General features: G+C 54.0%; 23 protein-coding genes. 4 read left to right on the top strand and 19 right to left on the bottom strand.

The annotated features are described in order from the left end of the window. Window positions 1-100: 100 nt before the first annotated feature. Window positions 101-484, bottom strand: a complete 384-nt coding sequence (gene crcB, locus WFK85_RS13340) for a fluoride efflux transporter CrcB (RefSeq protein ID WP_336708405.1) — start codon at window positions 482-484, stop codon at window positions 101-103. Window positions 485-587: 103 nt separating this feature from the next. Here crcB and WFK85_RS13335 point away from each other — a divergent pair, with 103 nt between their 5' ends. Next, entirely contained in the window at window positions 588-1,376 is a 789-nt protein-coding gene (locus WFK85_RS13335; RefSeq protein WP_008456033.1) for a deaminated glutathione amidase, read from the top strand. 129 nt (window positions 1,377-1,505) lie between these two features. Further along, entirely contained in the window at window positions 1,506-1,712 is a 207-nt protein-coding gene (tatE, locus tag WFK85_RS13330; protein ID WP_008456034.1) for a twin-arginine translocase subunit TatE, read from the top strand. An 86-nt stretch (window positions 1,713-1,798) separates the two neighbouring features. Here tatE and lipA read toward each other — a convergent pair whose 3' ends face one another. From lipA to leuS, 14 genes are all read right to left on the bottom strand, one after another. After that, window positions 1,799-2,764 carry a lipoyl synthase gene (gene lipA, locus WFK85_RS13325; protein ID WP_008456035.1) on the bottom strand — a complete coding sequence of 322 codons (966 nt, stop codon included), beginning with the start codon at window positions 2,762-2,764 and terminating at the stop codon, window positions 1,799-1,801. A gap of 239 nt (window positions 2,765-3,003) precedes the next feature. Next, entirely contained in the window at window positions 3,004-3,960 is a 957-nt protein-coding gene (locus WFK85_RS13320; RefSeq protein WP_008456036.1) for a YbeF family transcriptional regulator, read from the bottom strand. Between the two features lie 245 nt (window positions 3,961-4,205). Further along, window positions 4,206-4,850: a lipoyl(octanoyl) transferase LipB gene (gene lipB, locus WFK85_RS13315; protein ID WP_008456039.1), complete on the bottom strand. Its 645-nt coding sequence runs from the start codon at window positions 4,848-4,850 to the stop codon at window positions 4,206-4,208. A 74-nt stretch (window positions 4,851-4,924) separates the two neighbouring features. After that, on the bottom strand, window positions 4,925-5,188 hold the full coding sequence (gene ybeD, locus WFK85_RS13310) for a DUF493 family protein YbeD (RefSeq protein WP_008456041.1): 264 nt from the start codon (window positions 5,186-5,188) through the stop codon (window positions 4,925-4,927). A gap of 109 nt (window positions 5,189-5,297) precedes the next feature. Next, the gene (dacA, locus tag WFK85_RS13305; protein WP_008456045.1) at window positions 5,298-6,509 is read right to left on the bottom strand and encodes a D-alanyl-D-alanine carboxypeptidase DacA; all 1,212 of its coding nucleotides are present in this window, start codon (window positions 6,507-6,509) and stop codon (window positions 5,298-5,300) included. A gap of 144 nt (window positions 6,510-6,653) precedes the next feature. Continuing rightward, window positions 6,654-7,883 carry an endolytic peptidoglycan transglycosylase RlpA gene (gene rlpA / locus WFK85_RS13300; protein WP_336708408.1) on the bottom strand — a complete coding sequence of 410 codons (1,230 nt, stop codon included), beginning with the start codon at window positions 7,881-7,883 and terminating at the stop codon, window positions 6,654-6,656. Between the two features lie 16 nt (window positions 7,884-7,899). Then, window positions 7,900-9,012 (bottom strand): peptidoglycan glycosyltransferase MrdB, encoded by a 1,113-nt coding sequence (gene mrdB / locus WFK85_RS13295; protein ID WP_008456051.1) that lies wholly within the window; start codon window positions 9,010-9,012, stop codon window positions 7,900-7,902. A gap of 2 nt (window positions 9,013-9,014) precedes the next feature. Then, on the bottom strand, window positions 9,015-10,916 hold the full coding sequence (mrdA, locus tag WFK85_RS13290) for a peptidoglycan DD-transpeptidase MrdA (RefSeq protein ID WP_336708410.1): 1,902 nt from the start codon (window positions 10,914-10,916) through the stop codon (window positions 9,015-9,017). Between the two features lie 27 nt (window positions 10,917-10,943). Continuing rightward, window positions 10,944-11,414, bottom strand: a complete 471-nt coding sequence (rlmH, locus tag WFK85_RS13285) for a 23S rRNA (pseudouridine(1915)-N(3))-methyltransferase RlmH (protein WP_008456055.1) — start codon at window positions 11,412-11,414, stop codon at window positions 10,944-10,946. A 3-nt stretch (window positions 11,415-11,417) separates the two neighbouring features. After that, a complete protein-coding gene (rsfS, locus tag WFK85_RS13280; protein WP_008456058.1) occupies window positions 11,418-11,735 on the bottom strand; it encodes a ribosome silencing factor in 318 nt (105 codons plus the stop codon). A gap of 312 nt (window positions 11,736-12,047) precedes the next feature. Continuing rightward, entirely contained in the window at window positions 12,048-12,695 is a 648-nt protein-coding gene (gene nadD / locus WFK85_RS13275; RefSeq protein WP_166994529.1) for a nicotinate-nucleotide adenylyltransferase, read from the bottom strand. Beyond that, window positions 12,688-13,719 carry a DNA polymerase III subunit delta gene (gene holA, locus WFK85_RS13270; RefSeq protein WP_336708412.1) on the bottom strand — a complete coding sequence of 344 codons (1,032 nt, stop codon included), beginning with the start codon at window positions 13,717-13,719 and terminating at the stop codon, window positions 12,688-12,690. The genes nadD and holA overlap by 8 nt, the downstream gene beginning before the upstream one ends. Further along, window positions 13,716-14,327: an LPS assembly lipoprotein LptE gene (gene lptE / locus WFK85_RS13265; RefSeq protein WP_008456062.1), complete on the bottom strand. Its 612-nt coding sequence runs from the start codon at window positions 14,325-14,327 to the stop codon at window positions 13,716-13,718. The genes holA and lptE overlap by 4 nt, the downstream gene beginning before the upstream one ends. Window positions 14,328-14,341: 14 nt before the next feature. After that, window positions 14,342-16,924, bottom strand: coding sequence for a leucine--tRNA ligase (leuS, locus tag WFK85_RS13260; protein ID WP_336708414.1), 2,583 nt, complete (start codon window positions 16,922-16,924; stop codon window positions 14,342-14,344). 264 nt (window positions 16,925-17,188) lie between these two features. Here leuS and WFK85_RS13255 point away from each other — a divergent pair, with 264 nt between their 5' ends. Continuing rightward, a complete protein-coding gene (locus tag WFK85_RS13255) occupies window positions 17,189-17,671 on the top strand; it encodes a zinc ribbon-containing protein (protein ID WP_008456066.1) in 483 nt (160 codons plus the stop codon). A gap of 207 nt (window positions 17,672-17,878) precedes the next feature. Here WFK85_RS13255 and WFK85_RS13250 read toward each other — a convergent pair whose 3' ends face one another. The 4 genes from WFK85_RS13250 to WFK85_RS13235 all read right to left on the bottom strand — a co-directional run bounded on the left by WFK85_RS13250 (window position 17,879) and on the right by WFK85_RS13235 (window position 21,123). Further along, window positions 17,879-18,604: an amino acid ABC transporter ATP-binding protein gene (locus WFK85_RS13250; RefSeq protein ID WP_008456069.1), complete on the bottom strand. Its 726-nt coding sequence runs from the start codon at window positions 18,602-18,604 to the stop codon at window positions 17,879-17,881. Then, the gene (gltK, locus tag WFK85_RS13245; protein WP_166994531.1) at window positions 18,604-19,278 is read right to left on the bottom strand and encodes a glutamate/aspartate ABC transporter permease GltK; all 675 of its coding nucleotides are present in this window, start codon (window positions 19,276-19,278) and stop codon (window positions 18,604-18,606) included. Before gltK ends, WFK85_RS13250 begins: the two co-directional genes overlap by 1 nt. Beyond that, window positions 19,278-20,018, bottom strand: coding sequence for an amino acid ABC transporter permease (locus tag WFK85_RS13240; protein ID WP_008456073.1), 741 nt, complete (start codon window positions 20,016-20,018; stop codon window positions 19,278-19,280). The genes gltK and WFK85_RS13240 overlap by 1 nt, the downstream gene beginning before the upstream one ends. 199 nt (window positions 20,019-20,217) lie before the next feature. After that, window positions 20,218-21,123, bottom strand: a complete 906-nt coding sequence (locus WFK85_RS13235) for an amino acid ABC transporter substrate-binding protein (RefSeq protein ID WP_008456075.1) — start codon at window positions 21,121-21,123, stop codon at window positions 20,218-20,220. Between the two features lie 46 nt (window positions 21,124-21,169). On the opposite strand from WFK85_RS13235, the gene WFK85_RS13230 reads away from it, so the two are divergent. Then, window positions 21,170-21,421: a hypothetical protein gene (locus WFK85_RS13230; protein ID WP_166866189.1), complete on the top strand. Its 252-nt coding sequence runs from the start codon at window positions 21,170-21,172 to the stop codon at window positions 21,419-21,421. Window positions 21,422-21,440: the final 19 nt, after the last annotated feature.

Raw genomic sequence — 21,440 nt, 5'->3', positions numbered from 1 at the left:
CTCGCCCAGCCGGTTATTTGCTCTTTCATTGCCCGCTCCCCCAAAGATATGGCTGGGATAGTGGCAGAGAAAAATTAAGCTAACATTAACGCTTCAGGGCTTATTGGGTCACGAAGAGAGAAACCAGCCAAAATGCGAGCCCGGTCATGATAAACGAGCCGGCCAGGTTGAGCAGGACGTTCATGCTGGCCCACATCAATCGCCCATCCTGCAGCAGCAAAACCACTTCCGCAGAAAACGTCGAAAACGTGGTCAGGCCTCCGCAGAAACCGGTGGTTATCAGCAGCTTCCACATCGGATCGACGTTGCTGAAGCGGCTGAACAGCGCCAGCCCAAGGCCGATGATAAACGCCCCGGTCAGGTTAGCGATTAGCGTCCCGATGGGGATCCCCATATGCAGGGGATTGAACTTCATACTAAGAAACCAGCGTGCTACGCTGCCCATCCCGCCGCCGATAAAGACGGCGAATAGCATCTGAATCACGGTTAATCCTTATTAAACATCAACAATGGGAAAAGTGTAGCGTTCAGGTCGGGAGATTTATACCCAATGTGCTGTAATTAATCCTTTGAACGGCGAGGCGAATATGAAGGTGGCGGTCGGGCAGTTTGTGGTGGGGCCAGTCTGGCAGGAAAATGCGACGACCTGCGTCAGTCTTATGGCGCAAGCGGCGGCCAAAGAGGCCGATTTGTTAGTCTTACCCGAAGCGGTGCTAGCCCGGAGTGATACTGACCCGGATATGTCAGTCAAGTCCGCCCAGAAGCTGGATGACGGCTATGTACAACAGCTGCGGGCTGAAAGCCGGAAGAACGAGATGACAACGGTGCTAACGCTGCATGTCCCTACCCGTGATGGACGGGCGGCAAACACTCTGCTGGCCATTCGTGGCGGTGAGATTGTGGCGAGCTACCAGAAGGTTCATCTGTATGACGCTTTCAGCGTGCAGGAATCTAAGCAGGTGGATGCCGGAGCAAGCCTGGCCCCCTTGATTAAGGTTGCCGGCATGAACGTCGGGCTGATGACCTGCTACGATCTTCGTTTTCCTGACATGGCGTTGAGCCTGGCGCTTAGCGGAGCAGAAGTGCTGGTTTTGCCTGCAGCGTGGCTAAAAGGGCCGCATAAAGAGGCTCACTGGGCGACACTGCTCGCCGCTCGCGCGCTGGATTCAACCTGCTACATGGTTGCTTCCGGGGAGTGCGGCAATAAAAATATCGGCCAGAGCCGAATCATTGACCCGCTGGGCGTGACCGTCGCGGCAGCAGCCGAGGTGCCTGCGCTGATTTTTGCCGAGATGACAGCAGAGCGAGTGCTGGACGTAAGGCAAATGCTGCCGGTGCTGCGTAACCGCCGGTTTGCGCCACCGCAAATGTTATGATGTTTTTTTAATCAAATCTTGATTCACCTTGTTACAGATTGCTATTGTGTCGCGCGGACAAATGTCCGTTAATGCAATCAGGTCTTTTATTCGCCGTTGCCACGGCACGCATCACAAAAGAAGGTAGGTATGGGAGAGATTAGTATTACTAAGCTGCTGGTTGTCGGCGCGCTGATCGTATTGCTGTTTGGTACCAAGAAGCTGCGCACGCTGGGCGGCGATCTCGGTTCTGCCATCAAAGGCTTTAAGAAAGCGATGGCTGAAGACGACAATGGCAAAAAGCCCGATACCGAAGCTGAAGCCGCTGCAGAGCAACGCATCGTTCATAAAGACTGAACGACGACGGCAAAATAAAAAAACCGGCTCAGAATGGCCGGTTTTTTTATGAATGTCAGTTTATAAGTAACAAGATGTAACCAGCATTACTTCACTTCCATCCCTTTTGCCTGCAGGTCCGCATGGTAAGAGGAGCGAACAAACGGGCCACAGGCGGCGTGGGTGAAGCCCATGGCCAGCGCTTCGGCTTTCATCTCTTCAAACTCATCCGGGCTAACGTAACGCTGTACCGGCAAGTGGTGACGACTTGGCTGGAGATACTGGCCCAGCGTCAGCATGGTTACGCCGTGACGACGCAGGTCGCGCATCACTTCGATGATCTCTTCGTTCGTTTCACCCAGGCCCACCATCAGGCCGGACTTGGTTGGAATATTCGGATGAGCTTCTTTAAAGCGCTCAAGCAGCTTCAGAGACCAGTTGTAGTCAGCACCTGGGCGGACGTTGCGGTAGACGCGCGGTACGTTTTCCAGGTTGTGGTTGAACACGTCCGGCGGCGTTGCGGTCAGAATATCCAGCGCACGGTCCATACGCCCACGGAAGTCAGGCACCAGCGTCTCGATTTTGATGGTCGGGTTCTTTTCGCGAATAGCGCGGATGCAGTCAGCAAAGTGCTGGGCACCGCCGTCGCGAAGATCGTCCCGGTCAACGGAGGTAATTACGACGTAACGCAGACCCATATCGGCGATGGTCTGTGCCAGTTTTTCGGGCTCGTTAGCATCTGGCGCAACAGGGCGACCGTGTGCGACGTCGCAGAATGGGCAGCGGCGGGTACAAATTGCGCCCAGAATCATGAAGGTCGCGGTGCCGTGGTTAAAACATTCAGCGAGGTTAGGGCAGGAAGCTTCTTCGCAAACGGAGTGCAGACCATTTTTGCGCATCGCCGCTTTAATGCCCTGGATACGGGTTGAGTCAGACGGGAGTTTGATTTTCATCCATTCTGGTTTTCTCAACAGCTCCTGGCGCTCTGTCGCCACGTTTTTAACCGGGATCAGAGCCATTTTATCGGCGTCGCGGTATTTAACGCCGCGTTCCATCACAATGGGTTTGCTCATAGGGTGCGTGTTCCAGTTGCGGATAATGAAGTCAGGCTAATTCAAGCTAAGTTAGGATCTATCAACTATTTTTGAATTAATGGCCGGAAGTATATCATCACGGCCAGGGAGAATCAGTATACCCCAACGTGAAATGGAGAAAGAATTGTAAATGGGTTGTTGTTTTGTGCTAAATACGAGGTTAACGGGCATGGTGTTCACCTCTGAAACGTCCGGCAAGAGGTGAAAACCACTGAGGATCAAGCGAACTCGGTGTGAATGGCTTTGATTATCTCCTGCAGAACCGTGTCCCGGATGCTTAGCTTGTTAAAATGCATGCTGGTTTCCATTGTTTTATCAGCAAACAGATCGCAGTCAACGGCTCGCAGGTTCCAGGTCTCTTTGAACATTTCGTACAGCCGCCAGGGCATGAAGCCCAGCAAATCGCTGCTGCCAAGTAATGAAGACAGGGTGACATAGTTGTAGCTGCTAAACGCTATCTGCCTGTTGGGCAGCCGCTCGCTGATCTCCTGGCGTAGGTCGCGCAGCAAATCATCCTGCATGATCAGGAAGGTGTGCTCCATATTTTGCAGATCTTCGCGAGTGAGCCGCTGTTCAAGACAGGGATGACCTTCCCGGCAGACCACGGCGATACTTTCCTGATACAGCGGCACGCTGGTGATGGTGCGTGCATAGTGGCGACTGGTGTCAATAATCAAATCGGTTTGAAACTGGCTGAGCTGGGACTCACCATCGTTAATGGGCACATTGCGAATAAGCAGATTTGGATTGACCTTGCGGATCGCCGAATAGACTTTAGGGATAACTAAAGCCCCAATAGACGGCTGGGTGGCAATGGTGATGGTGCGCTGCTGGTCATTGCTGTTGTTGAAATCCAACGCGCCGAGAATGGATTCCAGGCCCTGGCTGATATATTCGTGCAGGTGTGCCGCATACGCCGTCGGCGTGACGCCCTGGCCTTTGCGAATGAATAAAGGATCGGGAAAAATATAGCGCAACTTTTGGATAGACTGGCTGATAGCCGAGGGCGTGAGATTTAGCACTCTGGCTGCATTGACGATGCCTTTATGAATGTAGACAGCTTCAAAAATGGTCAGCAAGTTTAAATCTATGTTGCGTAATGTCTTGAATACGGGATAGTTGTTTTCACCATCGCGATCCACGATTTTTTTCTCAGACAGTGGGTTTTGCCCCATGTCAGGTCTCCGCTAAAAAATAAAGAATATTATATTTATAGATACAAATAGACCGTTTGGGGGAATTAGCATAGTTATTTTGCCAACCCAAGCACGAATGAGAAAAATTAAGCCTCAGAAGCTATTCCCAGCTGTCATATTATTTAAATAATGACGTTGCTGAATTATCCAATTAGTGATTATAACCGATGGGTGAAAAAGTGATAAAAAGACAATATCAGGCCTGCGGGAGGCAGGCCTGACGTTTACTCCACTTCGCGGTATTCGTATGGCGGATGGTTTAGCAGGGAGATAAAGTTTTCTACCAGCCGGGGCTGGATATCCGCTACGGTGATGCCTTCTGCAAAATGGCTGACCTGGGTCATCTCCAGCCCGGCGTAGCCGCAGGGGTTAATCCGCAGAAAAGGGGATAAATCCATGTTGATGTTTAACGCCAGACCGTGGAAGGAACATCCCCTCCGAATACGAAGCCCCAGAGAGCAAATTTTGCGTCCGTCGACATACACGCCCGGCGCGTCGGCGCGGGGGTAAGCCTCAATATCATATTCTGCCAGCGTGTTCACCACGGTCTGTTCCAGCATGGTGACCAGTTCCCGTACGCCCAGCTTGCGTCGTTTTAAGTTCAGCAGGAAATACATAACCTGCTGGCCAGGGCCGTGAAAGGTCACCTGGCCGCCGCGATCGCTTTGCACAACGGGAATATCGCCCGGCATCAGGACGTGCTCGGCTTTACCGGCCTGGCCCTGGGTGAAAACCTGAGGATGCTCAACCAGCCAGATCTCGTCGGCCGTCGTCTCATCACGGGTGTCGGTAAAGTCATGCATTGCCTGCGAGACAGGTTCATAAGGCTGCAGGCCAAGGGTGCGGATCAGGATAGTGTCTTGAGACAAAACAACGTCTCCGGGAGAAAAGGGTGGCGGGAAGTATATCACAGCTAAAACCCGGCCTGAGCCGGGTTATCAGATTACAGCACCATACGAACGATTTCGATGTTGCCTAATTCTTCATACAGGGTTTCAACCTGCTCAATGTGGGTGGCATTGATGGTAATAGAAACTGAGTGGTAGTTCCCTTTGCTGCTTGGTTTAACCTGCGGCGTGTAGTCACCAGGGGCGTGGCGCTGCACCACCTCAACGACCAGATCAACCAGCTCCGGTTTCGCCAGGCCCATTACTTTGTAAGTAAAAGAGGTGGGGAATTCGAGCAGTTCGTTCAGTTTGGTTTTCATGGTAGCTCCAGCGTTACGGCAATAAAAATAATAACTCCCGCCGGCGGGCGGGAGTTGCTTTGATGCTAAGTATATGAGGTCAGGTTCGACACTTTCAAGTGTTCAATAATTAACCGAACCAGTGGTGGAACATCAGCTTGATGTAATCAATGATTCGGCTGAAGAAATTCCCTTCCGGCATCTCCTGCAGCACAACTAACGGACGCTGCTCGATGGTTTTACCGTCCAACTGGAAGTTGATGGTGCCCACAACCTGGTTTTTCTGCAGCGGGGCATGCAGTTCAGTGGTGGTCAGCACGTAGCTGGCTTTCAGATCTTTCATGCGGCCGCGAGGAATGGTCAGGTAAACATCTTTATCCACGCCGAGAGAAACACGGTCGTTATCGCCAAACCAGGCTGGCTCAGAAGCAAACTCTTTGCCGGCTTTCAGCGGAGAAACCGTTTCAAAGAAGCGGAAGCCCCAGGTCAGCAGCTTTTTGCTTTCTGTTTCACGGCCTTTGTAAGTGTGCCCGCCAAGAACCGCGGAGATCAGGCGCATCTGGCCTTCGGTAGCGGAAGCCACGAGGTTATAGCCTGCGGCATCGGTGTGGCCGGTTTTAATGCCGTCAACGTTGAGGCTGGTATCCCACAGCAGACCGTTACGGTTGGTCTGACGAATGTTGTTGAAGGTGAACTCTTTTTCTTTGTAGATAGCGTATTCGTTCGGCACATCGCGGATCAGCGCCTGGCCGATCAGCGCCATATCACGCGCGGAGCTGTACTGACCTTCAGCGTCCAGGCCGTGCACGGTCTGGAAGTGGGTGTTTTTCAGGCCCAGGGCAGAAACGTAGCCGTTCATCAGGCTTACGAAAGCATCCTGGCTGCCGGCGACGAAGTCGGCCATCGCCACACAGGCGTCGTTACCTGACTGCAGGTTAATACCGCGAACCAGTTTGTTGACCGGCACCTGCATACCCGGCTGCAGGAACATCAGCGAGGAGCCTTTAAACACCGGGTTACCGGTGGCCCAGGCATCTTTGCCGATGGTGACCATCGCATTGTCGTCGAATTTACCGGCTTTCATCGCCTGGCCAATGACATAGCTGGTCATCATCTTGGTGAGGCTGGCCGGGTCGCGGCGTGCGTCAGCATTTGATTCGGCCAGCACTTTGCCTGAGTTGTAGTCAATCAGGATATACGCTTCTGCATCAATCTGCGGGACGCCCGGGATCATAGTTTTAATGTTGAGGTCGTCAGCTTGAGCAGAGGCCATAGTCGCAAGAGCGAAAGCCGAGGTGAGCGCCAGGCGCTTAACAAAACGTGCAGAAGGAGCTGTATTCATGATGGAACTACGACGTCCGTGATGGAATTAAAAAAAAGTGCCTTACTATAGCAAAAGCATTTTTGACTGGCATCTGACTTTGCGCGTGAGTTTGTTAATGGTCTTTACACAAATTTACGGGCAAGAAACAGGCCAGTCATAGCTTTACATAGCGGGAGCGTTGGTCACAAATGACTGCTGTTGCGCTTCCGACATCAGGCGCTGCTGCAGGGCGGTGGCTTCAGTACGGCTGCTGAACGGGCCAAGCTGAACGCGATACACGGTGCCGTTATGAGACACTGCGCCCGGCACGCCAAACTGCTGGCTTAACTTTTGCTGCCACTGGCTGGCGCGTGCGCCGTCGCTCACGGCACCGACCTGAACAACGTAACGGCCGCTGGTGGCGGGTACGCTTGCTGTAGCTACACTGCGCTGAACGTGACCTTGAGTTGAACCAGGTGCGGTGACTGGCGCAGAAACGGCAGGCGCTGGCTGCTCAACGATCGGCGCTGGCTGTGGGGCTACTGGCGGAGTAGGCGCCACGGCTGGTGCCGCTGTTGCTGCGACAGGTTGCTGCGTCCCGGGGGCTGCTGCAGCCGTGGCCGGAGCATCAGGTGTTTCTATCACGCCTGCCGCAAGTGGCGTAGGAGCACCGAGAAAACCGCTGCTCTGAACAGGTGCGCCGGTGGTATCTGCGCTTTGCAGCGTCGAGTTGCTGATGGCGCGCACATCGCCCTGTGGTGCCGCTGGCTGAGCAGGGGAGGAGGCGCTTCCCATGCCGCCGCTAAGATCCGGACGGGCCGGCAGCGCATAGGTCTGTTTGGCGATAGTCGTACAGGCCGTACCTGGACCGGACATGGTGCCATCCTGTGCAACGATAATAGGGTCGATACGGACTTTAGTATTGTTTGAGGTGTTCAGCCTGTCTGCTGCCGCGCGAGACAGCGAGATCACCCGATCGTTGCCGTAAGGGCCGCGATCGTTGATGCGAACCACAATCATGCGGCCATTCGCGAGGTTAGTGATTCGCGCATAGCTTGGAATAGGCAGCGTTGGGTGTGCTGCGGTCAGCGCATTAGGATCGAACGCTTCGCCAGAGGCGGTCAGGTTGCTGCCTGGTTCGGCGTCGTAGATAGCCGCGAAGCCTGCCTGGCTGAAGTTTGCCGGATTCTGAACAATTTTGTAGCTTTTGCCGTTGTTCTGGTAATCCTGGTTAACTGACGGATTCAGCGGCTCGTAACGTGGCTCGGCGCCGCTGATTTCCACGACTGGACCGTTGCACACGGCCGGCTGTGGCGCCTGATTAACCGGCTGCTGACTCTCATCATTTGACGAACATGCTGCCAGTAACGCTGCTGCGATGCAGACGCCAGCCCACCGTTTTTGCTTACCCATTGCGCACCTCATCCAGTTACACGCTTTTTGATAACATTTTTCTGTGAGTATGTATCGACATGACGATACCAAACCCGGCCATCAGCACGATTAGCGCCGACCCCCCGTAGCTGACTAGCGGTAGCGGTACGCCGACCACCGGTAAGATACCACTAACCATGCCAATATTTACAAATACATAGACGAACAGGATCAGCATCAGCCCGCCGGCCATTACGCGGCCAAAGGTGGTCTGTGCCCGAGCGGCAATAAACAGGCCGCGCATGATCAGCAGCAGATAGAGCGCCAGCAGCACCAGAATGCCGACTAAGCCTAGCTCTTCCGCAAGCACCGCGAAGATAAAGTCCGTATGACGTTCGGGCAAGAACTCTAGCTGCGACTGCGTGCCGTGCAGCCAGCCCTTGCCGCGCAGGCCCCCGGAGCCGATGGCGATTTTGGACTGAATTATATGATAGCCCGCGCCGAGCGGATCGCTTTCTGGATCTAACAGCATCATCACGCGCGCGCGCTGGTAGTCATGCATCAGGAAGAACCACAGGATCGGCACGAAGGCGGCTACCAGCAGAACGGCAACCAGAATAAGTCGCCAGCTCATGCCGGAAAGGAACAGCACAAACAGGCCCGATGCGGCGACCAGAATGGAGGTACCCAGGTCCGGCTGGGCGGCGACCAGCAGGGTCGGCATGAAGATCAGGACGAGCGCAATGCCGGTGTTTTTCAGCGTGGGCGGGCAAACGTCGCGGTTAATAAAGCGGGCAACCATTAGCGGAACGGCAATCTTGGCGATTTCCGAAGGCTGGAAACGCACGAAGCCCAGATCGAGCCAGCGCTGGGCCCCTTTTGAAATGGCCCCGAAGGCATCAACCGCCACCAGCAGAATAATACAGAAGATATAGAGATAGGGCGCCCAGCCTTCGTAGACGCGAGGCGGAATTTGCGCCATGACGACCATAATCACCAGCCCCATCAGGATCTGGCCGATTTTACGCTCCATCATGCCCATATCCTGGCCGCTGGCGCTCCATACCACCAGGGCGCTGAACACCAGCAGCGCGAGGATGGTCACCAGGAAGGTCGGGTCGAGGTGAACCTTATCCCAAATTGTTTTTTTATTAGGATTGTCAGTCATGCTTATTGATCCTCTGCGGCCGAGGCGGCCGGTGCTTCCGACGGCAGTACCGTGTTGTTATCCCCTAACATGACGTGGTCGAGGATCTGACGCATGATGCTCCCGACGGCCGGGCCTGCGCCGCCGTTCTCCAGAATCATGGTCACGGCGTACTGTGGGTTGTCATACGGCGCAAATGCTGTCATCAGCTTGTGGTCACGTAGGCGTTCGGCAATTTTATGCGCGTTATACGTTTCGTTGGCTTTCAGGCCAAAGACTTGCGCAGTACCTGATTTTGCTGCCACTTTATAAGGCGCATTCGCGAAGTATTTATGTGCAGTACCGTTAGGCCTGTTGGCTACGCCATACATCCCGTCTTTGGCAATTTCCCAATAGCCCGAGTGGATGTCGCCCACCGGCGCTTCAGTCGGCTGCTGCCAGGGAACCTGTTTACCGTTTTCGGTGGTGCTCATCAGCAGGTGCGGAACGCGAACGATGCCGTCGTTGATCAGGATCATCATCGCCTTGCTCATCTGGATTGGCGTGGCCGTCCAGTAACCCTGGCCGATACCGACCGGAATGGTGTCACCCTGATACCACGGTTTTTTAAAGCGCTTCAGCTTCCACTCGCGCGTCGGCATGTTGCCCGCGCGCTCTTCTGAAAGGTCGATGCCCGTCAGGTGACCGTAGCCAAACTTACTCATCCATTCGCCGATGCGGTCGATCCCCATGTCATAGGCGACCTGGTAGAAGAAGGTATCCGCCGATTCTTCCAGGGATTTTGTGACGTTCAGGCGGCCGTGGCCCCATTTTTTCCAGTCGCGGTAGCGTTTTTCCGAGCCGGGCAGTTGCCACCAGCCGGGGTCAAACAGCGAGGTGTTGCGGGTGATCACTCCGGTGCTCAATGCAGAAACTGCCATATAAGGCTTCACGGTAGAGGCCGGTGGATACACACCCTGAGTCGCACGGTTAATTAACGGCGTGTTCGGGTCGTTTAGCAGGCCAGAGTAGTCTTTGCTGGAGATACCGTCGACGAACAGGTTCGGGTTATAGCTTGGCATAGAAACCAGCGCCAGAATGCCGCCCGTACGCGGATCGGTAACGACCACCGCAGCACGACTCCCTGCGAGCAGGGTTTCGATGTAGGTTTGCAGCTTCAGATCGAGGGTCAGATAAATGTCATGCCCGGCCTGAGGCGGCACTTCTTTAAGCTGGCGGATGACGCGGCCACGGTTGTTAACCTCAACCTCTTCGTAGCCCGTTTGCCCGTGCAGGACATCTTCGTAATAGCGCTCGATACCGAGCTTGCCGATGTCGTGGGTCGAGGCGTAGTTGGCCAGCTTGCCTTCTTTATCCAGGCGCTCAACGTCTTTGTCGTTGATTTTAGAAACATAGCCAATGACGTGGGTTAGCGCGGAGCCATAAGGATAGAAGCGGCGTTTGTAGCCTTTCACTTCCACACCCGGGAAGCGGTACTGGTTTACGGCAAAGCGGGCAACCTGAACTTCCGTCAGGTTAGTTTTTACCGCAATGGAGGTGAAGCGGTGCGAGCGGGCACGCTCTTTCTTGAAATTCGCGATGTCGTCATCGGTCAGGTCAACCACCGGGCGCAGCGCCTCCAGCGTATCCTGAACGTTATCGACTTTCTCCGGCATCATCTCGATTTGATAGATGGTGCGGTTTAGCGCCAGCGGGGTGCCGTTACGATCGTAAATAATGCCGCGGCTGGGCGGGATGGGCACCAGCTTAATGCGGTTTTCATTGGACCGCGTCTGATAGTCGTTAAAGCGAACGATTTGCAGATTATAAAGGTTGGCGATCAGCACGCCGGTAAGCAGCAAAATGCCGATAAAAGCGACCAGCGCCCGGCGCACAAAGAGCGCAGACTCAGCAGTATAGTCGCGAAAAGAATTCTGTAATTTCATTCGCTGCTTAGTATTACCCGCTCAGGTTTACTCACGATGGTAAGGGTGGTTGGTGGTAATGCTCCACGCCCGATAGAGACTTTCCGCCACCAGCACTCTGACCAGCGGATGAGGCATGGTTAGCGTGGAGAGCGACCAGCTTTGCTCGGCAGCGGCCTTACAGGCTGGTGCTAATCCTTCGGGGCCACCGATTAACAGGCTGACATCGCGGCCATCCTGCTTCCAGCGCTCGAGCTGCGTGGCAAGCTGGGGGGTATCCCACGGTTGACCGGGAATATCCAGCGTCACGATTCGATTACCTTTGCCCGCGGCGGCCAGCATCATTTCACCCTCTTTTTCGAGGATACGTTTGATATCGGCATTTTTGCCGCGTTTTCCAGCCGGAATTTCTACCAGCTCAAAAGGCATATCTTTCGGGAAGCGACGCAGGTACTCGGTAAAGCCTGTCTGCACCCAGTCAGGCATTTTGGTTCCAACGGCCACCAGTTGCAGCTTCACCCGTTAGCTCCAGAGTTTTTCCAGTTCGTACAGCTGGCGGCTCTCTTCCTGCATGACGTGAACGATAATTTCGCCAAGATCGACAACAACCCAGTCGGAAGCGTTGATGCCTTTCACGCCCATCGGCGACAGGCCAACTTCGCGGGAGGACTGCACAACGTGTTCAGCAATTGACATGACGTGGCGGTTAGATGTCCCGGTGCAGATAACCATGCAATCGGTGATGCTGGATTTGCCTTTAACATCAATTGCGATGATGTCCTGGGCTTTGAGGTCGTCGATTTTATCGACAATGAAATCCTGAAGTGCTTTACCCTGCAAGTGTTCCCCCTGAGAGAATGAGAGTGTTTGGTTTAACCCGTAATAACCCTGGACCAGCAGGGCAGGCGGCTTTGGCTGAAAAATTGGCCGACCAGCGCGAATCGCGGGCTATCATCCCATTGCGCGCCGGAGTTTGCATTGCCATTTTTGTAAAACTATTTCAGAAAAGCCGGATTACGGGCAGGAAATTATGGCAGCGGAGCATAACAGCCTGAGAAGTGGTGTCAATGGCTGGCTTTCCCGGTGAATCATAATAGCGTAATCCAGTGCGCTTCACTGTTCTCCTCCCGTAATTTAGACGAGCCCCAACGCTTAGCGATAAAGCCCGTGCTGGAGAATAAAAGCCAGTACATCAGGCGGGAGCAGATCGTCGCAGGGCTGATTGCTCTCAAGCCGATGGCGAATGGTGGTTGCGGAGATATCGTAGAGCGGGGTTGGGGCTAGAAAGACTTTCCCGGCGGGCTGCTGGTGCAGCGTTACGACTGAATCAGTGACGTTTTGCGCGAGCCACGTTTGCTGTTCGGGTGTTTCCATGGTTAGCGGATAGCCGGGCCGCTGGGTGACCAACAGGTGGCACAGCGTGAGCAGCGTTTCCCAGCGGTGCCAGCGGTGCAGGCTGAGCAATGAGTCCTGGCCAATAATAAAGGCCAGCGGCTGTTTTGGCCCCAGCTCGGCGCGAAGCTGCTCCAGCGTTTCCACGGTCCATGACGGTGTCGACCGGCTCAGCTCCCGGTCATCCAGCGTGAAAAGCGGGTTGCCTGCTATTGCTAGCTCAATCATCTCTTTGCGCTGCGCGCTGCTCGCTTCCGGCTGTGGGCGATGCGGCGGCACATTATTGGGCATGATGGTGACGCTTTTCAGCTTCACCAGCCTGGCAAGGGCTTCAACGGATTTCAGATGACCATAGTGGATAGGATCAAAGGTGCCGCCATACAGCGCCAGAAGAGATGAATCAGGCATCAATAAAGATTTCCGGTAAGGCTTTATGGCAGATCAGAAGAGAAAGGCCTTCGAGTTCGTCCCAGACTGACTGCCCGTAGTCCTGCTTCAGCGTCAGTTCGATACGCGTCAGTAAACGAACGGCCTGATAAAGCTGTTCCGAAGAAACGCGATTGAGCGCTTCAGTAACCAACTGGCGGCGGTTTTGCCACACGCGTTGCTGATCGAACAGCGTCCGTAAGGGCGTCGTTGCCGACTGACGTTTGAGATTGACCAGTTGCAGCAGTTCCCGCTGCAGGGTTCGCAGCAGAATGACCGGCTCGCTGGCTTCCAGACGAAGCTGCTGCAATATGTGCAGTGCTCGTTTGCTCTTTCCGGCAAGCAGCGCATCTCCCCAGTGAAAAGGCGTGAAATGGGCGGCATCGTTTACGGCTTGCTCAACGCGCGGTAGCGTCAATTTACCGTCTGTCCAGATGAGCGACAGCCTCTCTAATGCCTGAGAAAGCGCCAGCAAATTGCCCTCATAGCAGTAGCAGAGCAGCTGGTTAGCAGCCTCGTCCAGCGTCAGATTCATCTGTTTTGCGCGCTGAGATACCCAGCGGGGCAGATTGGCCTGTTCTGGCGTCTGGCAGGTCACCAGCACGGAGCGGTTTGCCAGTTGGGTAAACCAGGCGGCATTTTCCTGCGCTTTGGTCAGTTTGTTGCCGCGAACCAGGAGCAAAATATCGTCGTGGAGCAGGCTCACCAGCGTTTCTAGCTGAGCGTTAATGGCGGCATTTGGGCCGTTTTCCGGCAGCAATAAGAGCAGCGTCTGGCGGCTGGCAAACAGACTGAGCGCCTGGCAAATAGCAAACAGAGCCTGCCAGTCAGTGGAGGCATCTATCTGAACGGCGTGATGTTCTTCAAAGCCGTTTTGCTGGGCGTGTTTGCGCACCGCATCCTGGCTTTCCTGTAATAAGAGAGGATCGTTACCTAACAGCAGATACGCCGCGCGCAGCCCTTCATTGAGCTGCGCGTGGAGTTGTTCCGGATACACTCGGATCATTTGCTACCAGAGGTTGCCGGCAGAGTGGTGGACACCCGGCCTGCAGGTACGGCTGGTTTCTCTGCGCTAACGGGCTTTACTTCGTCTTTCGTTGCTGCAAGATCGGCCGCGTGTACTGCCATCAGTTTACGGATCAGCTGTTGGGCAACGTTGGTGTACATCTCTTTGATAATCAAATCCTGCTCGGCGTCTTTTGCCAAGGCAGTCAGTGGGTTATCAAAGAACGAACGGTAGGTCTTCGCGCTGATCGGATAAATGTCGTGCCCTGGGATCAGGACCTGAGCATTAACAACCATCACCATCTGGTATTCCGCGGTCTGGCCGTTCTGGAATACTGAAGCGGTGTCCTGGCTAAGACCGTAGGCGCCCACGCGCAGGGACGGAATATCCTTACGCACGCCAGTGCCGGTATCGTCAACAATCGTGACGCCGTTTAAGCGCAACTGTTTACGAATTTCACGCGTTAGCGGACCGTTAGGATCGCCAGAGTTGAGGATCAGCGTCTTCATCTCTGAGGGGACCTGCGTGTTGCCACGCAGGTGAAAACCACATCCAGCGGTGACCAGCACCGCCAGGGTTACTAACAGGGTGATAAAGGGATGTCGCACGCTTCCTCCTGCGCTTAGCCCACAACCAGGTTGAGCAGTTTACCCGGAACGTAAATCACTTTACGTACGGTTACACCCTCAAGATATTTCGCGACCAGATGTTCCTGACCGGCGCGCTCGCGCACTTGTTCTTCAGTGGCATCGGCAGGCACCGTGACTTTACCGCGTACTTTACCGTTAACCTGAACGACCACCAGGCGAGAGTCTTCGACCATTGCCTTTTCGTCAGCCTGCGGCCACGGTGCGTTATCCACATCACCTTCACCGCCCAGCGACTGCCACATATCGAAACAAACGTGCGGGGTGAACGGATACAGCATACGTACAACGGCCAGCAGCGCTTCGTTCAGCAACGCACGATCCTGTTCGCCGTCCTGCGGTGCTTTTGCCAGTTTGTTCATCAGCTCCATGATGGCAGCGATGGCGGTGTTGAAGGTCTGACGGCGGCCGATATCGTCGGTCACTTTAGCAATGGTTTTATGCACATCGCGACGCAGGGCTTTTTGATCTTCGCCCAGGGCAGCAATGTCCAGCGCTGGCGCAGCACCACGGTTGGTGTGTTCGTAGACCAGTTTCCAGACGCGTTTCAGGAAGCGGTTGGCGCCTTCAACGCCGGATTCTTGCCACTCAAGCGTCATGTCTGCAGGTGAAGCAAACATCATAAACAGACGCACGGTATCCGCGCCGTAGCGTTCAACCATGACCTGTGGGTCGATGCCGTTGTTTTTCGACTTCGACATTTTGCTCATGCCAGCATAGACCAGTTCACGGCCTTCTGCGTCACGGGCTTTGACAATGCGGCCTTTATCATCGCGCTCAACGATAGCGTCGACTGGGGAAACCCAGTTACGCTCGCCGTTAACGCCGGTGTAATAGAAGGCGTCCGCCAGCACCATGCCCTGGCAAAGCAGCTGTTTGGCTGGTTCGTTGGACGTCACCATGCCCGCATCGCGCATCAGCTTGTGGAAGAAGCGGAAGTAAAGCAGGTGCATGATGGCGTGTTCAATCCCGCCGATGTAGATATCCACCGGCAGCCAGTAGTTAGCAGCTTTGGAATCCAGCATGCCTTTGTCGTACTGAGGGCAGGTGTAGCGCGCGTAGTACCAGGAGGACTCCATAAAGGTGTCGAAGGTGTCGGTTTCACGCAGCGCAGGCATGCCGTTGACGGTGGTTTTCGCCCACTCAGGATCGGCTTTAATCGGACTGGTGATACCGTCCATGACCACATCTTCCGGCAGAATAACCGGCAGTTGATCTTCCGGGGTTGGCATCACTGTGCCGTCTTCCAGGGTGACCATTGGGATGGGGGCGCCCCAGTAACGCTGACGGGAAACGCCCCAGTCGCGCAGACGGAAGTTCACTTTACGCTCGCCCACGCCTTTAGCGGCCAGCTTATCGGCAATGGCGTTAAACGCCTGCTGGAAGTCCAGACCGTCGAACTCGCCAGAGTTAAACAGCGCGCCTTTTTCGGTCATTGCGGAGGCGGAAAGATCCGGCTCGCTGCCGTCGGCATTCAGAATTACCGGCTTGATTGGCAGGCTGTATTTTGTGGCGAATTCCCAGTCACGCTGATCGTGGCCTGGAACGGCCATCACGGCACCTGTGCCATATTCCATCAGCACGAAGTTGGCCACCCAAACCGGAACGCTTTCGCCGGTCAGCGGATGAATGGCGTTAATGCCGGTGGCGACGCCTTTCTTCTCCATGGTCGCCATGTCGGCTTCGGCCACTTTGGTGTTACGGCATTCTTCAATGAATTCGGTAAGGGTAGGGTTATTGACTGCAGCCTGCTGCGCCAGAGGGTGACCGGCGGCAACGGCCAGATAAGTCACACCCATAAAGGTATCAGGGCGAGTTGTGTAAACGGTCAGCTTCTCGGCGCTGTTTTGTACGTCGAAGGTGATTTCCACGCCTTCGGAACGGCCAATCCAGTTGCGCTGCATGGTTTTAACCTGATCCGGCCAGTGATCGAGGGTATCCAGGTCGTTCAGCAGTTCGTCGGCGTAGGCGGTGATTTTGATGAACCACTGCGGGATCTCTTTGCGCTCAACTTTGGTGTCGCAGCGCCAGCAGCAGCCGTCGATAACCTGCTCATTCGCCAGCACGGTCTGATCGTTCGGGCACCAGTTAACCGCGGAGGTTTTTTTGTAAACCAGACCTTTGTTGTACAGCTGAGTGAAGAACTGTTGTTCCCAGCGATAGTATTCAGGCGTACAGGTAGCCAGTTCACGGCTCCAGTCGTAACCGAAGCCCAGCGTTTTCAGCTGGTTCTTCATGTAATTGATGTTGTCGTAGGTCCACGGGGCTGGCGCGGTGTTGTTTTTTACCGCGGCGCCTTCAGCCGGCAGGCCGAAGGCATCCCAGCCGATCGGCTGCAGGACGTTTTTACCCAGCATACGCTGGTAGCGTGCGATAACGTCGCCGATGGTGTAGTTACGGACATGGCCCATATGTAGTCGGCCGGAAGGATAGGGCAACATGGAGAGGCAGTAGTATTTCTCTTTGCCTTCGTCTTCGGTCACTTCAAAAGTACGGTTCTCTTGCCAGTGTTGCTGGACATTGGATTCTATCTCTTCCGGGCGGTATTGCTCTTGCATGGCAGCCAGTAGTCCTGTGTATGAAAGACGGCTACGAAACGTAGCCTTTAATGAATTCGAGTTTAGATCGCCATAGCATAGCCGATTCGACAGCGGCAAAACAGCCTTTCAACGCCCTCAGTAACCATTTCACCGTTCCGTAACGCTTGCAGTTTTTTACCCAGGGTGTGGCTAATCTAACAAAGCGTTGCCGGATTAACGTCTACTATTAGAGTCAGTTACCACGCCGCAAACGCGGGAATCCTTCAAGGAGGCAGGCTAACGATGAACAAGGTTGCTCAATTTTATCGGGAACTGGTCGAATCGCTAAGTGAACGGCTACGCAAGGGTGAGCGCGATATTGATGCGCTGGTTGCCAGCGCCCGTAAGCAGATGAATGATACAGGCGAACTGACCCGAACGGAGATAGAAGAGGTAACGCGTGCGGTGCGCCGTGACCTTGAAGAGTTTGCTCGTAGCTACGGGGAAAGTCAGGAAGAGTTCACCGACAGCGTTTTTATGCGGGTGATTAAAGAGAGTTTATGGCAGGAGCTGGCGGACATTACCGACAAAACGCAGCTTGAGTGGCGGGAAGTGTTTAAAGATCTCAGCCATCACGGGGTGTATCACAGCGGGGAAGTTGTTGGGTTAGGCAATCTGGTGTGTGAAAACTGTCACCACCACATTGCGATTTACACGCCTGATGTGCTGCCGGTTTGCCCGAAATGCGGCCATAATCAGTTTCATCGTCGGCCGTTTGAGCCTTAAAAAAAAGCCTTCCGTAAGGAAGGCTTTCAGACGGATACCAACTTCTGGCGAGAAAAGAAAAGTCCGGCGGCTCGTTAACCAACTGGAAAATCAATTCATTGATTTTCGGCTGATAACCACAAAGAGGGAAAAACCACGCTTTTTTCCTCTTTGTCATCAACATTAAAGCCTTCCGCAAGGAAGGCTTTTGACTGTGGTGCGTTACGTTTAGTGCAGGATTTTCGCCAGGAAGTCTTTGGCACGTTCAGACTGAGGGTTATTGAAGAAGTCGTCTTTGTTTGAGTCTTCGACAATTTTCCCCTCATCCATAAAGATCACGCGGTTTGCCACTTTGCGGGCAAAGCCCATTTCGTGGGTCACCACCATCATGGTCATGCCCTCATTGGCCAGCTCAACCATAACGTCCAGTACTTCGTTGATCATTTCCGGATCGAGCGCTGAGGTTGGTTCGTCAAACAGCATTGCAATCGGATCCATGCACAGGGCGCGGGCAATCGCCACACGCTGCTGCTGGCCGCCGGAAAGCTGCGCCGGATATTTATCGGCGTGTGCGGCCAGCCCTACGCGCTCAAGTAATTTTAACCCTTTGGCGCGGGAAGCGGCTTTATCACGTTTCAGCACTTTGACCTGGGCAAGCGTCAGGTTTTCGATAATCGACAGGTGAGGGAACAGCTCGAAGTGCTGGAACACCATGCCAACGTGGGAGCGGAGCTGCGCCAGATTGGTTTTCTTGTCGTTCACCTGGGTGCCGTTCACCAGGATTTCGCCTTTCTGTACGGGCTCAAGGCCGTTGACGGTTTTAATCAGCGTGGATTTGCCAGAACCAGAAGGCCCGCACACGACGACAACTTCGCCTTTCTTCACTTCGGTGGAGCACTCGGTCAGCACCTGAAAGTGACCATACCATTTAGAAACATTTTTCAGGGTAATCATTACACAGTCCTTTTCTTCAAGTAGCTGACCAACAGCGATGCACTGAGGCTAATCACAAAATAGACCAGGCCGGCAAACAGGATCATCTCGACCTGTGTACCGTCACGCTCGCCAATGGTGGAGGCGGTGCGGAAGAAGTCTGCCAGGCTTAAAACGTACACCAGCGAGGTATCCTGGAACAAAACGATGCCCTGGGTTAACAGCAGCGGCACCATCGCGCGGAAGGCCTGCGGCAGGATGATGAGTTTCATCGACTGCCAGTGGGTCATACCCAGCGCCAGGGCGGCATTTGACTGCCCTCTGGAAATACTCTGAATACCGGCGCGAATGATTTCCGAATAGTAGGCGGCTTCAAACATGGAGAAGGCGACCATCGCGGAAATCAGGCGGATATCGGTTTTTGGCGACAGGCCAAGCACCGACTGCAGGAAGCCAGGCACCACCAGATAGAACCACAGCAGTACCATCACTAACGGCACGGAGCGGAAAACGTTCACGTAAGCGGTAGCAAACCACGCGATCGGCTTGAAGCTCGACAGGCGCATGACGGCCAGCAGCGTACCCCAGACAATACCGATCACCACGGCGGTAACGGTGATTTTGAGCGTAATGACCAGCCCCTGCATTAAGTAAGGCAGGGCAGGAAGAATAGAACTCCAGTCAAGATTGAGCATTATTTGCCCCCCATATTGCCAGGCAGGCGAATTTTACGTTCTACCACATACATCACGCCCATGATGACGGCGTTGATCAGTACATAGGCAAGGGTAATCGCCGTAAAGGATTCATAGGCGTGTGCCGAGTAATCCAGCAGCTTGCCAGCCTGCGCCGCCATATCCACCAGACCAATGGTTGAAGCGATGGCCGAGTTCTTCACCAGGTTCATCATTTCGGAGGTCATCGGCGGCACAATAACGCGATAGGCATTAGGCAACAGCACGTAGCGATAGGCCTGAGGCAGCGTCAGTCCCATTGCCAGAGCCGCGTTCTTCTGGCCGCGAGGCAGGGATTGAATGGCGGCTCGTACCTGTTCACAAACGCGAGCGGCGGTAAACAGCCCGAGGCAAATCATTGACGAGAGGAAGAACTGAATATTGGGATCCAGCTCGGACTTAAACCACATGCCAATGTTTTCCGGCAGCAGTTCAGGCACCACCAGATACCAGGTAAAGAATTGGACGATCAGGGGAACGTTGCGAAAGAGTTCAACGTAGAGCGTACCTAGCCCGGACAGGAATTTGTTAGGGACCGTACGCAAAATACCAAACAGAGACCCCACCAGAAAAGCAATGATCCATGCGGTTATTGACAGGGCGACGGTGACCTGGAAGCCATTCCAAATCCAGCCCAGATAGGTTGTGTTGCCGAACGGGGCGGGCTGTAAAAAGATTCCCCAGTTCCAGTCTATAGACATAACTTACTCCGAGATAAAAAAAGAGGGTAGCGCAGGCTACCCTCGAAGATTGATGAGAAGCCGGTGCCCTGAAGCAGATCTTTGTCTGCATTTTTGGGCACCTTCACGCTGGTGGGGGAACGACCCACCAACGCATAGTCTGTCCTGGCTTCAGTTCGTCAATCGGGAGGGCGGATTTTTCCGGCCCCTGTGTTTCTAATTAGTTGAGAGCTTTGTCGTTTGGTTCCTTGAACAGCGCTTTCATTTCGTCAGAAAGGTCGAAGTTCATGTTGAGGTTTTTCGGTGGAATTGGCTGTTTAAACCATTTATCGAACCATTTCGCGGCTTCACCGGAGGTTTGTGCCTGCGCAATGGTGGTATCCATCAGCTTTTTAAACTCTGGGTCATTTTTACGCAGCATACAGCCGTAGGCTTCCTGGGACTGTGGCTTGCCGACGATCTCCCAGTTATCCGGCTGTTTAGCTTTCGCACGTTCACCGGCCAGCAGGGCATCATCCATCATAAAGGCAACGGCACGGCCGCTTTCCAGGGTACGGAAGGAGTCACCGTGGTCTTTGGCGCTGATAATACGCATGCCCATTTTCTGCTCGTCGTTCAGCTTGTTGAGCAGGATTTCGGAAGTGGTGCCAGAGGTCACAACAACGGTTTTCCCTTTCAGGTCAGGGAAGTCTTTAATTGGGCCGCCTTTTTTCACCAGCAAACGGGTGCCGACAACGAAGATGGTGTCGGAGAATGCGGCTTGCTTTTGACGTTCTACGTTGTTGGTGGTGGAACCACATTCAAAATCGAAAGTGCCGTTTTGCAGCAGCGGAATACGGTTCTGAGAGGTGATAGGAATGAGTTTTACCTGCAGATCGGGCTTATTCAGCTGCTTTTTCACCGCTTCTACGATGGCATTAGAGTAGTCCTGAGAGTAGCCAACCACTTTTTGCTGATTGTCGTAGTAAGAGAAAGGTACAGATGATTCACGGTGGCCGACCACGATAACGCCGTTGGCTTTGATTTTATCCAGCGTTGACTGCTGAGGCGTCGCGTCTTCTGCATGAACCATTGTGGCGCTCATGCCCATCACCAGCATTGCCGTGGCCAGTTTACGTAGTTGCATATCCAACTCCTTAATCTTAGTGCCAGAGGAGGCACCGGTATCCGATGTGAGTGTTGTGTTTTGTTGTTTTTTCATGCTGCTAAAAGCGTCATGCAATGCCCTTTTGTTAGCATCTAACCTAGCTGAATGTAAAGAAATTGCTAATAAGATGTTTATTTTTGCGAAGCGCGCCGCACCATTTAAAGGCAAAGATATGCCAGTGCACTATAACGGTGCTTGCGATGTCGCTTTTTGGTGCATGCATTTTTCACTGCCCGATACAGCCAGGCCACAGGGCGTCTTTGCGCCAGCTATTTGATTTCAACTGTTTATATCTA

This window comes from Cedecea sp. VD22 (assembly GCF_037150195.1).
In the GTDB taxonomy this organism is placed as follows: Bacteria; Pseudomonadota; Gammaproteobacteria; order Enterobacterales; family Enterobacteriaceae; genus Cedecea.
The sequence above is the reverse complement of the archived record's forward strand: the minus strand, read 5'-3'. Positions and strand labels throughout refer to the sequence as shown.

Excerpts from the sequence above, each read along its gene's own strand:
- WFK85_RS13335 (WP_008456033.1), top strand. The coding sequence starts at position 588 with ATGAAGGTGGCGGTCGGGCAGTTTGTGGTGGGGCCAGTCTGGCAGGAA.
- tatE (WP_008456034.1), top strand. The coding sequence starts at position 1,506 with ATGGGAGAGATTAGTATTACTAAGCTGCTGGTTGTCGGCGCGCTGATC.
- lipA (WP_008456035.1), bottom strand. The coding sequence starts at position 2,764 with ATGAGCAAACCCATTGTGATGGAACGCGGCGTTAAATACCGCGACGCC.
- WFK85_RS13320 (WP_008456036.1), bottom strand. The coding sequence starts at position 3,960 with ATGGGGCAAAACCCACTGTCTGAGAAAAAAATCGTGGATCGCGATGGT.
- ybeD (WP_008456041.1), bottom strand. The coding sequence starts at position 5,188 with ATGAAAACCAAACTGAACGAACTGCTCGAATTCCCCACCTCTTTTACT.
- dacA (WP_008456045.1), bottom strand. The coding sequence starts at position 6,509 with ATGAATACAGCTCCTTCTGCACGTTTTGTTAAGCGCCTGGCGCTCACC.
- rlpA (WP_336708408.1), bottom strand. The coding sequence starts at position 7,883 with ATGGGTAAGCAAAAACGGTGGGCTGGCGTCTGCATCGCAGCAGCGTTA.
- mrdB (WP_008456051.1), bottom strand. The coding sequence starts at position 9,012 with ATGACTGACAATCCTAATAAAAAAACAATTTGGGATAAGGTTCACCTC.
- mrdA (WP_336708410.1), bottom strand. The coding sequence starts at position 10,916 with ATGAAATTACAGAATTCTTTTCGCGACTATACTGCTGAGTCTGCGCTC.
- nadD (WP_166994529.1), bottom strand. The coding sequence starts at position 12,695 with ATGCCTGATTCATCTCTTCTGGCGCTGTATGGCGGCACCTTTGATCCT.
- holA (WP_336708412.1), bottom strand. The coding sequence starts at position 13,719 with ATGATCCGAGTGTATCCGGAACAACTCCACGCGCAGCTCAATGAAGGG.
- leuS (WP_336708414.1), bottom strand. The coding sequence starts at position 16,924 with ATGCAAGAGCAATACCGCCCGGAAGAGATAGAATCCAATGTCCAGCAA.
- WFK85_RS13255 (WP_008456066.1), top strand. The coding sequence starts at position 17,189 with ATGAACAAGGTTGCTCAATTTTATCGGGAACTGGTCGAATCGCTAAGT.
- WFK85_RS13250 (WP_008456069.1), bottom strand. The coding sequence starts at position 18,604 with ATGATTACCCTGAAAAATGTTTCTAAATGGTATGGTCACTTTCAGGTG.
- gltK (WP_166994531.1), bottom strand. The coding sequence starts at position 19,278 with ATGCTCAATCTTGACTGGAGTTCTATTCTTCCTGCCCTGCCTTACTTA.
- WFK85_RS13240 (WP_008456073.1), bottom strand. The coding sequence starts at position 20,018 with ATGTCTATAGACTGGAACTGGGGAATCTTTTTACAGCCCGCCCCGTTC.
- WFK85_RS13235 (WP_008456075.1), bottom strand. The coding sequence starts at position 21,123 with ATGCAACTACGTAAACTGGCCACGGCAATGCTGGTGATGGGCATGAGC.